This is a genomic window from Beduinella massiliensis, assembly GCF_900199405.1.
Classification (GTDB): Bacteria; Bacillota; Clostridia; order Christensenellales; family Aristaeellaceae; genus Beduinella; species Beduinella massiliensis.
In genome coordinates, this window is the sequence record NZ_LT963429.1 from 12,801 (window position 1) to 26,274 (window position 13,474).

A 13,474-nucleotide genomic window follows, 5' to 3' on the forward strand; every position below is an offset into this window, starting at 1 on the left:
CGCGGGGCGCGGCTGTCGTATGTGTGGGTCAGCGCGGCGAAACCACCGCGAAGCCGCCGAAGCGAGCGGCCGGTTCGAGGCCCAGCGCGCCGGCCTGCTCCGCCGTGAGCACGTAGGCGGTGCGCTTCTCGAGCGCCTCCGGGCGCAGCGATTCCGCGTCCAGGTATTCGACCGTGAGGCGCTCCTCCGGGCGGCCCAGCGCGGCCTCCGCGAGGCTTTTTGCCGCGTCCTCGGAGGAATCCCACAGGTCGAAGCAGTCCGCGACCACGATCTGCTCCGCGCCGGTTTCGGCGGCGGCGCAAAGCGCCTCGGTCATGCCGGGCAGGTGCGTCCTTTGCAGCAGCGCCGCGTTCTCCGCGCCCAGCCACCCGGCGAGGAACTGGCCGCAGGCGACGGCGCCGAACAGCAGCAGCGCCGCGCCCGCCGCGGGCATGCGCCCCGCGAGGCGGCGGACGCCCGCCGCGCACACGAGGAGCAGGGGCAGGCTGAGCAGCAGCAGGTGATCCTCGCCCGGAATGCCCAGCAGGCAGATGCCCGCCGCGGTCAGCGCGGCCCACAGCAGCAGCGCGCGTCCCACGCCCGGGTGGCACACCGTGCCTGGGCGGCGCAGGCAGGCGAAGACGCCCGCGAGCGTCACGGGCACGAAGGCGATCAGCGCGCGGCCCATGCCGGGCAGCAGCGCGCCCTCGGCGGGGGGATCGCTGAAGAAGCGGAAGACCTCGAAGGAGAGCAGCGCGTCCACGCGGGCGATCAGGGTGGGCCGCAGGGCGTCCAGGCCCTGAAGCCACGCGGCCTCCACCCCGGGCAGGGAAAGCTCCGGCAGGGTGAAGCCCAGCACGCGCCTGCCGGGGAGGTACAGCGCCGCGCCGAGGAAGCAACAGGCCGGAAGCAGCGCGAGCAGCGCAAAGAGCAGGGCGGCGCGCCAAGGTGGCGTCCCACGCCTAGTAGGCGTCCCACGCCAAGGTGGCGTCCCACGCCCGGGGGGCGTCCCACGCCTGGGCGGCACACCGTGCCTGGGCGGCACACCGTGCCTGGGCGGCACACCGTGCCAGGGGGGCATCCTATGCCCGGGGGGCATGAGGAGCAGCGCGGCGAAGGGCGGCAGCGCGCAGACCTCCGCGCCCGGCAGCGTCCAGCAGGCGAGGCCCAGCAGCGCGCCCGCGAGCGTCAGCCTTCCCCGCACGCCCGCGCACGCGCCCGCCGTCAGCAGGAAGAGGGCGAAGGGCAGGGGGCGCAGCGCCGCGCCGCTCTGGATGAGGAAGGGGCACAGCGCGAACACCGCGGCCACGCAGACGGGCAGGGGGCTTGCCTCCTCCCGATTCGGCAGGGCGCAAAGGGCGGCGAGCGGCACCGTGGCCGCGCTCAGCAGCAGGGGGAGCAGGCGCAGCGCGCGCACGCTGCCAAAGCAGAGCAGGCTGAAGAGATGGGAGAGCAGCGCGGGCAGCGCGCCGGAGGCGGCGGTCGCGACGGGCAGGCCGTCCTGAAGGAAGCGGCGGCCCTGCACGAGCAGCGCGGCCTCGCCGGGCGAGAGGGAGGCGGGCACGGCGGCGGCGCACGCCGCGCGCAGCAAAAGGCCCAGCAGCGAAAACGCCGCCACGAGGCGCAGCCGCGCGCGCGGGGTCAGGGGACGCAGCCGCCCCGCCGTCAGGCGGTTCACGGCCCCGCAGCAAAGGGGCGAGGCGCACAGCACGAGCAGCAGCACGGACAGCAAGAGCAGGGCCATCAGGCGTCGCCCCCTTCCGGCAGGTACTGCGCGGGGTAAGCGACGACGAAGCGGCCGAAGGGCCTGAGCGCGAAGTCGAGCCCCTCGAAGGCCTCCTCCTCGCCCGCGCGCAGCAGATAGACCATGTTTTCGTCCTCGAAGGGCGTAAAGCCCCCGTCCTCCGTCCAGTACTCGTAGATGTCGCTGTAATAGCCCAGCTCGTCGCCCGCGCCGTCGAGCAGGGGCTTCTTGTCCTGGAATTGCAGCGCGTCGATCCCGTGCACGAACAGCGCGTTGATCTCCGCGACCACCCGCCGCTCCGGGTCCGTGCCCACGCTCAGACAGGCGTATTCAAAGGGCAGGGTGTCCATGTACTCGAGCGCCTCGATCTGGTCGGCTTCCAGCTCCTCCGTATGGGCCGCAAGCCGCGCCGGGTCGAAGTAGGCGGCGGTGAACAGCGCCGCGCCCACCGCGTAGACGGCCATCATCAGCGGAAGCAGCGCCTTCACCCGCCGCGCCGCCGCGTACAGCGCGTAGGAGACGAGCAGCAGCAGCGGGTAGTAGATGCCGTTGGAGCGCCAGGTGTTGGAAAGGTTCGTGAACAGCCCGCAGCAAAACATCGCAAACAGCCAGCACAGCACGAGATAGCCGCTGTCGGCACGGCCCGCCCGCTGCGCATCCGTCCCCCCGCCGAGGGCGTTTGCCCGCCGGTCCCGCCAGAAGAGGTACAGCCCGGCCAGCAGCGCCGGGGTGGAAAAGACGTACAGCGTGCCGAACCCTTCCACCACCGTCGGCCAGCCGCCGCTGGATTGCAGGAACGTGTGGTGCAGGAACGTCAGCAGGTTCTCGCGCAGCTGCACGAACATGTCCTTCTGGGCGAGAAACAGCGTGTCCGAGGCGCGCACCGAGGCGCTGAAGCGCTGCAGCGTGAGGGGGCCCAGGCGCATCGTCTCCAGCCCGAGCAGGTTGATCGCAAGCGTCAGCAGCAGCGGCAGGGCCACCAGCAGGTAAATCGCCGCGCAGCCGAGCAGCTGCCGCAGGCTGATCTTCCCGTGGGCGAGCAGGTACACGCCCGATGAGAGCAGCAGGATGGGCACGGAATAGGCGGCGATGGCGTAGGCGTACATCGTCAGCCCGAAGAAGACCATCGAAAGGGCGTAAAAGCCCCGCCGCCGCGTGCCCAGCACCAGGAAATAGGTGGAAAAGAGGAGCATGTGGCAGAACATGTGCGCGTCGATGGACCAGCGCGACTGCACCACGTGCCAGGGCAGCACCGCGCACAGCGCCAGCGTCATGAGCGCGTAGCCCCGCCCCGCCACGCGGCGCGCGAGGTCGAAGAGCACCGGCAGCGAGAGCAGCGCCACGCTCAGCATCGGCAGGCGCAGGCTCAGCTTGTTCAGGCCCAGAAAGCGCGTGAACAGCGACGCCCAGTAGGCGTACAGCGCGCTCTGCTGGCCGTAGCCCCAGCCCCAGAGCATCGTGGGGTAGGGCGTGCCGAAGCGGTCCGTGCCGTAGCTGGAAAGGGCCCAGGCGTCCAGCGTGGACATCACGCCGTCGGTGTTCATGCCGTAGGGGATTTCGGGAAAGCGGTAGACCCGAAGCGTCACCGCCAGCGCGAGCAGCAGCAGGGCGCACAGGGCGTACCTGCGGTCGATGAACGCCCAGAGCCTTTGCCCCAGCGCCTGCGCGCGGCCATCCGCGCGCGGGCGGCCGCGCACGCCCAGCGCCAGCAGCGCCGTCAGCAGCGCGGCGAAAATCGCGTTGACGGCGCTCATATCGCCCCCTCCTTCCCCTGGGAAACGCAAAAAAGGCCGCGCGGGGCGGCCCTGAAAAGCGGAAAATCGTTCATTCGCTTCGCCTCCTGTGATACTTCATTGTAGCATAGGAGGGCGCGCAATTCAAGCGAGGCCCGTGACGAGGTAGAGCAGCGTGCCCACGACGCCGCTGCCCAGGATGACGCCTACGGCGCTGACCTTCCATTTCCTGAGCAGGAACAGGCACGCGGCGAAGAGCAGCGCCTCGATGACGTGGAAGTTCGAGAGCTGCAGGGCGTCCATGCCGGCGCGGAAGACGCCGAGCAGCAGGATGGAGAGCCCCGCGGCGGCGATCAGGGCGACCACGGCGGGGCGCAGCGCGCCGAGCACGATCTGCACGCCGGAGACGCTGCGGTAGCGGTAGTACACGTAGGCGAGGATCAGGCAGATGCAAAACGACGGCAGCATGCAGCCCAGCGTGCAGGCCAGCGCGCCGTGAATGCCGGCGCAGCGCATGCCCACGAACGTGGCGGAATTGATCGCGATGGGCCCGGGCGTCATCTCCGCGATGGTGATGAGGTCGGAAAACTCCGCGAGCGTGAGCAGGTGCAGCCGCTCCACGATCTGGCTCTGGATGAGCGGGATGGCGGCGTAGCCCCCGCCGACGCTGAACAGGCCGATCTGAAAGAAGCTGAAAAAGAGGTCAAGCAGCATGCGTCCTGCCTCCCTTCGAGCGCCCGCGCAGCCAGGCGGCCAGCGCCTCCGCGAGGCCGATCGCGAGGCAGCAGAGGATGAGGGTCATCGCGCTCACGTGAAAGAAGACCGTCAGCACGAAGGCGCAAAGCATCATGCCGATGTAGAGCGCGCGCCGCGTGCGGCACACGTTTGCCGTCAGGTTGATGACCACGTCGAAGATGACCGCCGCGACGCCCGCGCGCATGACCTGCAGCGCGATGGCGATGTAGCGGTTTTCCCGGAACTGCGTGTAGAAGACGGAGATGACCGAGATGATGACGAGCGGCGGCAGGGCCGAGGCCAGCGCGGCCACCAGCGCGCCCACGATGCCGCACACGCGGTAGCCGAGGATGACCGCGGCGTTGATCATGATCGGCCCGGGGGAGGACTGGGCGATGGCGGTGATGTCCAGCATCTCGTCCTCTTCCAGCCAGCCCAGGTCCTCCACGAACTTCTTCTTCATCAGGGTGACGATCACGAACCCCCCGCCGAACGTAAACGCGCTGAGCGTGAGCAGGGAGAGGAACAGCCGCGGCAGCCGCGCGGCGCGGGACGTTTGACCCATGGTAAAGGCCCCTTTCCTACGGTGCTATGCGGATGGGCGCGCCTCAGCAGGTCGCCCCGCCGACGACCCGGCGGCCCAGGATCTCCTCGCGGCGCGTGAGCAGCTCGCCGCTCAGAATCTGGCGCTCGGCCTCGTCAAACGAGATGCGTGCGACGGTGTCCGCGAAGCGCTCGCCCGTCAAGCCCTGGTCGCGGAAGAGCAGGATCGCGCTCTCGACGGCGAGCAGCACCTCCTCCTCGCTCAGGAAGAGGTGGCGCAGCGCGCGTCCCTGGGCGAACGCCTTGCCCCAGCGCCCGCCGATCAGCACGCGGTAGCCCGGGCGCGCGGCGTCGTTCAGCTTGAAGACGCACTTGCCGATGCAGCGCCCGCAGCTGTTGCAGCGCTCCGTGTCGATGACGGCGCGCGCGTCCGCGAGGCCGCGCCGCGCCGCCGCGCCCACGGGGCAGGCGTCGATCAGCGTGCACTTGCCGCAGGCGCGGCAGCGGTCCGCGTCGAAGAGCGGCACCCGCGCGCCCACGATGCCCAGGTCGTTCAGGTCGGGCTTGACGCAGTTGTTCGGGCAGCCGCCGACCGCGATCTTGAACTTGTGCGGCAGCTGCACGTCCCGGTAGCCCTCGTAAAAGCGGCGGTGAATCTTTTCCGAAAGCGCGTAGGTATCGATCAGCCCGTACTGGCAGGTCGTGCCCTTGCAGGAGACGACGGGCCGCACCTTCGAGCCCGTGCCGCCCGTTTCGAGCCCCGCCTCCCCGACGAACGCGCGGAAGGCGTCGATCTGGCCATAGGGCACGCCCGTGACCTCCAACGTGAGGCGCGTGGTCATAACGACGTGGCCGTCGCCGAAGCGCTCCGCCGCGTGGGCCACGCAGGCCATCTCGTGCGCCGTGACGCGGCCGTTGCGCGTGATGATGCGCGCGTTGAAGCGCCCGGTGCCCTTGTTATGCAGGAAGCCCATGCCCTTCACCCGCTTGATCTCCTCGGGCGGGACGGCGGCGTCTTCCTTCTTTTCGATCAGCCCGTTTTCGAGCAGGTAGCGCTCCAGCACCTGCGCGGCCAGCAGGACGGTCTTCAGGCACCGGTCGCCGTTTTCCTCGAAGTAGCGCGCCTTGAGCGACGCGCAGTCCCGGCTGCCCAGCTCGCGCTCGAAGCGGGCCACGAGCGCGGCGCAGCGCTCCTTGAAGCCCTCGGTCGCGTGCGCGCGGCCCTCGACCGCCACGCGGCCCAGCACGGCCAGCGCGCCCGCCAGCGCCCCGCAGGTGCCCCCGCACCCCATGCCGCCGCCGAAAGCCGCGATCAGCTTCGCGTCCCCGTCGGAAAGGTTCAGCCCGTATTCCTCGTTTGCCGCGCGCAGGATGGTTTCCGCGCAGTTGTTGTCCTCTTCCAGATAGATGCGCGCGATGCGCTGCTTCTCCATACGTACCTCCGTCGATCCTTTTGTTTCAGTCGCCTATCCATTATACGCGAAAACCTCCTGCCCGTAAAATATGGATTTGAAATGGGTTCCATAGGGATAAAGGTATGGGGCGCTGGCCGAAGGATTATTTGTCCGGGGGGCGGACGCCGCCCGTGGGGCGGACGCCGCCCGTGGGACGGACACCGTCCGTGGGGCGGGCACCGTCCGGGGGACGGACGCCGCCCGTGGGACGGACACCGTCCGCGAGGTAGGCCCGGAGCGCGAGGCTCAGAAAGCGGGCGGCGCCCTCGCCGTACTTGCGGTCGGTCACCTCGATGTACAGGGGGTTCGAGGCGTAGGCCTCCGCCATCGTCTGGGCGTATTCGCCCATGTCGAGGCCCCGGCTGCCCTCCTCGTTGAGGGCGAGCAGCTCGCGCAGCGCCGCCTGCACCGCTTCGTCCGCGGGGTCGCGCGTCAGGTCGGCCGTGAGCTTCCGCGTCCGCGCGTCCGTCTCCTCTATAAGCTCCTGCGCGCGCTCCTTCGTGACCGCCGGGCCGTCCTCCAAAAAGGTCTTCAAGCTCTTTTCCATGGCCTGGGCGTAGCGCCCGGCGTCGCCGTACTGGGCAAGCGCGCCGTCCGCCATCTCGGCCTGGCGCTGCCGGAGGTCCGATGCCATCTCGTCAAACTGTTCCATGCTGCCGAAGCGGCGGACGATCTCGTCCGCGTGGGTCTTTTTAAAGCTTTCGAGCATCCGAAAGTACGCGCTCATGTCAAATTCCGCAAAGCTCATGCAAGGTTCTCCCTTCAATAATCGGTCTATGAGGTGAAGCAGGCCGCTCAGGCGCTCGCGCTTGAGGGTAAGCAGCTCGCGCTGCGCGCGCAGCGCCGCGGAGCGGTCGAAGTGGGGGTCCTTCAGGATCGCCTGGATTTCCTTTAGCTTGAACCCAAGCTCCCTGAAAAAGAGGATTTGCTGAAGCGTTTCCAGCGCGGCCTCGTCGTAGAGGCGGTAACCGCCCTCGCCCGCCCGCGCGGGGCACAGCAGGCCGATGTCGTCGTAGTATTGCAGCGTGCGTACGCTGACGCCCGTGAGCGCCGAAACCTGTTTTACCGTCATGCTGTTCGCGCCTTTCTTTCCCGCCGGGCCCGGCGGGGGAGTGTGATCCGGATCTGAGATTACTTTACCCTATCACGTGGCGTGAGGGTCAATCCCCTTTTTGCACTTTTTTGCGGATTGGAGAAGATTTCCTGCCTTCTTTGGCCCGCCCGGCAGACAAAAAAACCGTCCCGGAAAAACCGGGACGGGGAGAAAGGAGGGTTCAGGCGCCGCGCCCACCGGGGCCGTCAGATCGTCGCCAGCCGCGCCCTGGCCGCGCCCGCCATCAGCGCGTGCCCCTTGGCGTTGGGGTGAATGCCGTCCGCGCACATCAGCGAGGGCAGATCGCCCGCCTGCAAAAACGCGTCCCGCAGGTCGAACAGCGCGCTGCCCGTGCGCGAAGCCACCGCGTACACCGCGTCCGCGTAGCGCTCCTGCCAGCGGTAGATGTGCTCCACGTCGCCCAGGTAGCGCAGCACCGCCTGCGCGTCGAGCCCGCGCGTCACCCAGTCGAAGTAGCGCTGCGCGCAAAGCGGCGGCGGCGTCACCAGCACCGGCCGCATGCCGCCCGCCCGCGCCCGCTGCGCCAGGGCCGTCAGCCGCTCGCGGAACTCGTCCAGCGGCACCTTCGCCTCGTGCGCGGCCTCCGGCGCGGCGGCCACCGCCTTCCAGTCCAGGTCGCAGTCGTTGCCCCCGAACTCGATCACCGCGAGCGCCCCCGGCGAGAGGACGTCCGGCGTCATCTCCTCCTCGCCCCCGGCGCTCGTCAGCCCCATGCGGGCGCGGTTGTCCACCGGGATGCCCAGCATCCGGGAGAGCGCCGTGACGAAGTTGTCGCGCAGGATCGCATAGCGCCCCCGCGTCTCGTCAAAAATAACGCCCTTGAAGATCGAATCGCCCCATATCGTAATCTTGCCATCGTACATGGTTATCAGCTCCACATAATCTAGTATTTAATATTATATTACATCGTATTATATTCCATGTCAAGCCTTTTTAAACTCGTCCTTTTCATTTTCTACATTCCATGATATACTAAAGGCGATGGGGGGAAAGAAATGCAGGATGTTGCGATGTTGCCGAACCTGAAAGGCGTGCTGGAAAGCATCCCCGCACCATGGGATCAGCTGCCGGATCTGGGGCTGTACATGGATCAGGTCATCACATACGTGGAGCGTCAGTTCAGCCCCATGCGCCCGGGGCGCGAAGACCGGCTGCTGACGAGCGCGATGATCAATAACTACGTCAAGGCGGGGCTGATGCCGCGCCCGGTGGGCAAGAAGTACGAGCGGCCGCACCTGGCGGTGCTGCTGATGATCTGCACGCTCAAGCAGTCGATGAGCATGGATTCCATCGCGCACCTGCTGCGGATGCCGCAGGAGGGCGGCGAGGCGGACATCCGCGCGCTGTACGAGACGTTCCGCGCCGCGCAGGAGGAGATGCAGCGGGTGATCCGCGAGAACCTGACGCTGGCGCGGGGGCGCTCCGGGGCGCTGCGCTTTGCGCTGGCGGCGGCGCTGTGCCGCATGGCGGCGGACGCGACGGCGGCGCAGCAGGACGGCGCGGAGGTCTGAGCGCCCAAGCGGCCCTATAATAAGGAAGCGCGGCCCTGACCCGGGGGCGATTTACATTGACACGCGCAGGCTTTCATGATACATTAATTCATGGCATTTTTTTATCAACTCGGAGGAATGAAACCGATGTTTGAAATCAAGCTCGAAAAGCGCTGGTGCGACGCGGTGTACGCCCGCACCGCCGTGCGCACCTTTACCGGCGACCCGACGGACGAGCAGCTCGACCGCCTGGGGGAAGCGGCCCGCAAGTTCTCCTGGCAGGGCATCCGCATCCGTCTCTTCCGCGGCCCGGGCATGCGCGGGACGATCAAGGGGACGAACGTGTACGCGGTCGTCCTGATGAAGAAGGGCACGCCGCCGGAGCTGCAGGGCTTTTACGGCGAGGCGCTGGTGCTCGAGGCCGTGAGCATGGGCCTGGGCACCTGCTGGCTGGGCACCTACTATAAGGGCGTCGTGCAGCAGGCCGCGAAGCCCGAGAGCGACGAGAGCGTGACCGCGATCATCGCCATCGGCCAGTGCGTCGAGCAGACCTTCGCGCCCAAGCGCAAGGCGCTGGAAGACCTGACGGGCATGCAGCCCGCCGAGCTGGCGCAGCTCAAGGACTGGCAGCGCGCCGCGCTGGACGCCGCGCGCGTGGCTCCTAGCGCCATGAACCAGCAGCCGTGGCGCTTTTCGGCGGACGCGCAGAGCGTGACCCTCCTGCCGCGCCCCGCGATCCTGACGAAGAAGTACGCGCCCATCGACTGCGGCATCGCCATGCTGCACATGGCCGTCGGCGCGTACAGCGCGGGCCGCGAGGGCACGTGGAAGACGACCGACGTGGGCTACGCCTACCGCTGCTGAGCTCCAGGGCGCGGGTTCCTGCGCAAAGATCAAAGAAGCCGGCGCTGCCATTCAAGGCAGCGCCGGCTTTTGCGTGGCGCGGTCATTCGGCCTCCCAATGGGAGGTGGTGATCTTTCCCGTTCCGTCGCAGGCCGGGCACCTTCCGGTGCCGCCGCAGTGGGAACAGGTCTGGGTCTCGCCCACCCGCAGGCCGGGGGTCTTTTTGCTTCCCTTGCAGACGAAGCAGCTCCCCCGTCCAAGACAGGCGGCGCAGTCCTTTTCTTCGGTCACCTGAACCAGGCGCGGCGTGCGCGATTCCTGCGCGGGCGCGGCGGTCTTAGCGGGAACAGCCAGAGGGGGCGCGTCCGTCTCTTCCGCCCCGCCCAGGCAGCCGGACGGGGGAAAGGCGAGGCTGCAGGCGGCATACCGCTCCCCATCGCCGGGCATATAGGTGAAGAGGTAGCGCTCCGCGTACCGCTCGGGCTCGAAGAGCCAGCGCAGCGTGCCGCTGCTTCGGGGCGGCACGATCAGCGGGCCGTCCTCCCGCTTCCAACCGCCTTCGCCCCTGGCGTTGAGCGCCTCGCCGGCATAGGTGGGGTTGGCATCCAGGTCGAGGAGGACAAAGTCGTCCATCAACAGCGTGACGGATTCTTCCGTCGGGTTGCCAATGAACAGGTCCACCGAGACGTTCCTGTCCGCAAGGCGCGCCTGCTCGACGCGCAGGTCCAGCGGTCCCTCCGTGACGAGCTCGCCCACCTCGTAATAGACGGCGTCCGCGGCAAGCGACAGGGAGGGAAGCAGACACAGGGCCAGCAGAAGACGCCACATCCTCGAGCGCATGCGATCGCCCTCCTTTAATAGTCGAGCACGAAATGAAAGACGCCGTCCGTCAGCTTCTTTTTGTTTTCGCTGTTGTTAAGGCCCGACATGCCCGTACCGAGCGTGAGCTCGAAGCGGCCCGCGTAGGAGCCGTCCGCCCCGATCGAATCGACGTAGACCGCGCCCGCGTCGTCCGTGGGATAATAAGCGGCGCTGAACTTGTCGCGGGTCATCGCGCCGTTCCACATGTTCCCCTCTCCGATGAGGAAGAAGGTCAGCGTGGTATCTTTGTCCAGCGTGGATTTCGAGACGGTTTGCCCGGCCTGCGCGCTGTAGGGGATTTCCAGGCTAAGCTGAAGGACCTTTTCTCCCTGCTTGTTGTAGCAGTTGTAGGAGGCGGCGATGACCCCGTCCTTGACCTCGACGGCATCGAGCGTGAACGCGCGCGTCCGTCCGTCGATGGTGGCGGATGCGGCGTTGTAAAGCGGCTGCGGTTCGGCGGGCTGTTCGCTCACGGGCTGCGCGGGAGAGGCGGGCTGCGCGGCGCTGCCCGTCCCCTTGGGCGTCACGACGATGGCGGACTCGTCTTTGGGGGAGTAGATCAGCACGACGGCGTCGTCCCCAGAGGTCATGGTGCAGCCGATCACGTCTCCCTCGCGCTCCGGTTCCCCGGCGTAGCCCCGCTCCGCCAACGCGTCGATGCAGGCCTGAACGCCCTCCAGTTGTACGTTTATGTAGAGCATGACCTGCCCGCCCTGGATCGGGCCGATGTCGGCCGGTGCGTCCGCAAGGACGCCTTCACTGCCGAGCAGCGCGTCAAAGTCGGGACGCCCGCCGGATTCTGCGCCGGACACGATTTCGTGAAAAAGCTCCTGCAGGTCGCCCGCCTGTGCGGAAACGGCCCCGCATAAGAGCGCGAAGACCAGCAGCGCCAGGCCCATACGACGAATTTTCATTCCGATCTCCTCCTTCGTGCATTATAACCATTATAATACGCGTGGAAGGGATTGTCAAAACCCGTTTACACGACGAACCCACCGCTCACGCCGAGCACCTGGCCGGTGACGAAGGCGGCGTCCTCGCCCGCGAGGTAGGCGATGGCGCGGGCGACGTCCTGCGGCGTGCCCAGGCGGCCGAGCGGCGTCTCCTCCGCGAGGGCGCAGAGCGTCTCCTCGCCCAGCGCGCGGTTCATGTCCGTGTCGATGACGCCGGGCGCGACGCAGTTGACGCGCACGCCGGAGGGTCCCGCCTCCTTGGCGAGCGCCCGGGTCATGCCGATGAGCCCCGCCTTGAGCGCGCTGTAGCACACCTCGCACGAGGCGCCGACCTGCCCCCACATGGAGGAGACGAAGACGACGCTGCCCGACCTTCGCGAGATCATGCCCGGCAGGAAAGCGCGCGTCACGTAAAAGGGGCCGCTCAGGTTTACGCCGACCATGCGCGCCCAGTCCGCGTCGGACACGTCGGTAAAAAGCTGCTGGCGGGCGACGCCCGCGTTGTTGACGAGCACGTCCACGCGGTGATACACTGATAGCACCTCGTCCGCCATGCGGGCGACCTGCGCGGGGTCGGAGATGTCCGCCTGCACGAGCGAGGCGGAAAGCCCTTCGGCGCGAAGCTGGCAGAGCAGCGCGCGCGCGGCCTGCTCCGATTCGTTGTAGTGAATGACGACCTGATAGCCGCGCCGGGCGAGCAGGCAAGCGGTTTCGCGGCCGATGCCGCGGGAAGCGCCGGTGACGAGGGCGGTCTTGAGCACGGGAAAAAACCTCCAATTTCATCAGGGGAGTGATGCGCGTGATACAGATTTACGCGGGCAAGGGCTTTGAAACGCAGAAGACGGAGCGCTTTTTCAAGGAGCGGCGCATCTCCTTTCAGCGGGTGGACGTGTTGAAGTTCGGCATCGGCAGGCGCGAGCTGGAGAGCGTGCGCGCGGCCGTGGGGCTGGGGGCGCTCATCGACCGGGAGAGCCGGGCGTTTCTGGAGTCGCCCTTTCGCTTTTCCGACGACGAGGCGCTGATCTTTTCGGCGCTCCTGGAGAACCCCAGGATGCTGCGCCTGCCCATCGCAAGAAACGGAAAGCAGGCGACCGTGGGCTACTCCCCGGAAGCCTGGGCGGACTGGAAGTAGCCTCAGCGCGCCGGGGGCAGGAAGCAGAAGTAGTACGACACGCACAGCCGCCAGATCATGTCGCGCGGCACGCGCAGCAGGCCCGGCTCGCCGTCCACAAATTCGAGGATGTGCCGCTTGTCGCGCGGGTACGCTTCGCAGACGATGGGGTCGAGCACGTAGATGTACTCATCGTCGTAGTCCGCGACGACCGCGTAATGCCCGTCCGCCTCGGTGAAGGGCTGCTGCGCGCCCGCGCTCAGCAGCACGACCATGCCGCCCGCGTCGAGCGTCGCGTACAGGTCCGCGTCCTCGCGCGAGGAGGAAAGCGGCAGATCGTAGATCTCCGCGATCTTGTCAAAGAGGCGGTAGGTGGTGCCGCCGCCGCTGCCGTTTTCGCCGCGCTTGAGGCGGTATTTGACGCCGTCCTCGTTGAAGCCGAGCGCGAAGTGGCCGAAGGCCAGCGGCAGCAGCGCCCGGAACGATTCCGCGCTCCTGAGGGTGATTTTCTCGTCCTCGTCGTGGTTGGCGCAGTAGAGGTCCCCGACCGTGCCCGCGCAGATCGTGATGTCCGCGCCGTCCTTCGTGTGGCGCAGCAGGCGCGGCAGCTCCTCCTGCGGCAGGAGCGTGGCCACGGCCATCGCCAGCGCCGTGGGGTTGCAGCCCCCGCCTCCAAACGTGCGGCGGTTGCGCTCGCGGTTGTGCAGCTCGTAGCGGGCCTTGTCCCAGACGGGGTCGTTCTGCGCGTAGTACTGCACCTGGCGGCCCGTGGGCAGCGTCACGGTGCGCGTGAGCGCCGAGGGCGGGAAGGGGAGCGCGGCCTCACCGGGCGTAGCCGCGGCGAGGGCCGAAAGGGGCAGCAGACAGAGGGTGAGCAGCGCGCACAGGGCGCGCGGGTAAAAGCGGTGCAAGC

The 13,474-nt window shown here is 67.8% G+C and carries 14 protein-coding genes; 3 read left to right on the top strand and 11 right to left on the bottom strand.

Annotated elements, in window-relative coordinates; all coding sequences use genetic code 11:
- Nucleotides 1–28: 28 nt before the first annotated feature.
- The 7 genes from C1725_RS00555 to C1725_RS00585 all read right to left on the bottom strand — a co-directional run bounded on the left by C1725_RS00555 (nucleotide 29) and on the right by C1725_RS00585 (nucleotide 8,165).
- Entirely contained in the window at nucleotides 29–1,723 is a 1,695-nt protein-coding gene (locus tag C1725_RS00555) for a hypothetical protein (protein ID WP_102409739.1), read from the bottom strand.
- Nucleotides 1,723–3,477, bottom strand: a complete 1,755-nt coding sequence (locus C1725_RS00560) for a glycosyltransferase family 39 protein (protein ID WP_102409740.1) — start codon at nucleotides 3,475–3,477, stop codon at nucleotides 1,723–1,725. Before C1725_RS00560 ends, C1725_RS00555 begins: the two co-directional genes overlap by 1 nt.
- Before the next feature lie 123 nt (nucleotides 3,478–3,600).
- A complete protein-coding gene (locus C1725_RS00565; RefSeq protein ID WP_102409741.1) occupies nucleotides 3,601–4,170 on the bottom strand; it encodes a chromate transporter in 570 nt (189 codons plus the stop codon).
- The gene (locus tag C1725_RS00570; RefSeq protein ID WP_102409742.1) at nucleotides 4,160–4,756 is read right to left on the bottom strand and encodes a chromate transporter; all 597 of its coding nucleotides are present in this window, start codon (nucleotides 4,754–4,756) and stop codon (nucleotides 4,160–4,162) included. The genes C1725_RS00565 and C1725_RS00570 overlap by 11 nt, the downstream gene beginning before the upstream one ends.
- Before the next feature lie 43 nt (nucleotides 4,757–4,799).
- Entirely contained in the window at nucleotides 4,800–6,167 is a 1,368-nt protein-coding gene (locus C1725_RS00575) for a C-GCAxxG-C-C family (seleno)protein (protein WP_102409743.1), read from the bottom strand.
- Nucleotides 6,168–6,291: 124 nt separating this feature from the next.
- On the bottom strand, nucleotides 6,292–7,260 hold the full coding sequence (locus C1725_RS00580) for a MerR family transcriptional regulator (RefSeq protein WP_102409744.1): 969 nt from the start codon (nucleotides 7,258–7,260) through the stop codon (nucleotides 6,292–6,294).
- Nucleotides 7,261–7,487: 227 nt separating this feature from the next.
- Nucleotides 7,488–8,165 (bottom strand): GDSL-type esterase/lipase family protein, encoded by a 678-nt coding sequence (locus C1725_RS00585; RefSeq protein WP_102409745.1) that lies wholly within the window; start codon nucleotides 8,163–8,165, stop codon nucleotides 7,488–7,490.
- A gap of 132 nt (nucleotides 8,166–8,297) precedes the next feature.
- Between C1725_RS00585 and C1725_RS00590 the strand changes: the two genes are divergently transcribed.
- Together C1725_RS00590 and C1725_RS00595 are read left to right on the top strand one after the other, a co-directional pair.
- Nucleotides 8,298–8,813, top strand: a complete 516-nt coding sequence (locus C1725_RS00590; RefSeq protein ID WP_102409746.1) for a DUF1836 domain-containing protein — start codon at nucleotides 8,298–8,300, stop codon at nucleotides 8,811–8,813.
- 126 nt (nucleotides 8,814–8,939) lie between these two features.
- Nucleotides 8,940–9,656 (top strand): nitroreductase family protein, encoded by a 717-nt coding sequence (locus C1725_RS00595; RefSeq protein ID WP_346026195.1) that lies wholly within the window; start codon nucleotides 8,940–8,942, stop codon nucleotides 9,654–9,656.
- An 82-nt stretch (nucleotides 9,657–9,738) separates the two neighbouring features.
- Here the strand turns inward: C1725_RS00595 and C1725_RS00600 are convergent, their stop codons facing one another.
- The 3 genes from C1725_RS00600 to ymfI form a co-directional block, all read right to left on the bottom strand.
- Complete coding sequence (locus C1725_RS00600) at nucleotides 9,739–10,476, bottom strand: hypothetical protein (RefSeq protein ID WP_102409748.1); 738 nt, start codon at nucleotides 10,474–10,476, stop codon at nucleotides 9,739–9,741.
- Between the two features lie 14 nt (nucleotides 10,477–10,490).
- Nucleotides 10,491–11,411 (bottom strand): hypothetical protein, encoded by a 921-nt coding sequence (locus C1725_RS00605; protein WP_102409749.1) that lies wholly within the window; start codon nucleotides 11,409–11,411, stop codon nucleotides 10,491–10,493.
- Nucleotides 11,412–11,476: 65 nt separating this feature from the next.
- Nucleotides 11,477–12,211: an elongation factor P 5-aminopentanone reductase gene (gene ymfI / locus C1725_RS00610; protein WP_102409750.1), complete on the bottom strand. Its 735-nt coding sequence runs from the start codon at nucleotides 12,209–12,211 to the stop codon at nucleotides 11,477–11,479.
- A gap of 38 nt (nucleotides 12,212–12,249) precedes the next feature.
- Between ymfI and C1725_RS00615 the strand changes: the two genes are divergently transcribed.
- On the top strand, nucleotides 12,250–12,582 hold the full coding sequence (locus C1725_RS00615) for an arsenate reductase family protein (protein ID WP_346026196.1): 333 nt from the start codon (nucleotides 12,250–12,252) through the stop codon (nucleotides 12,580–12,582).
- 2 nt (nucleotides 12,583–12,584) lie between these two features.
- Here the strand turns inward: C1725_RS00615 and C1725_RS00620 are convergent, their stop codons facing one another.
- Complete coding sequence (locus C1725_RS00620; protein WP_102409752.1) at nucleotides 12,585–13,472, bottom strand: hypothetical protein; 888 nt, start codon at nucleotides 13,470–13,472, stop codon at nucleotides 12,585–12,587.
- Nucleotides 13,473–13,474: the final 2 nt, after the last annotated feature.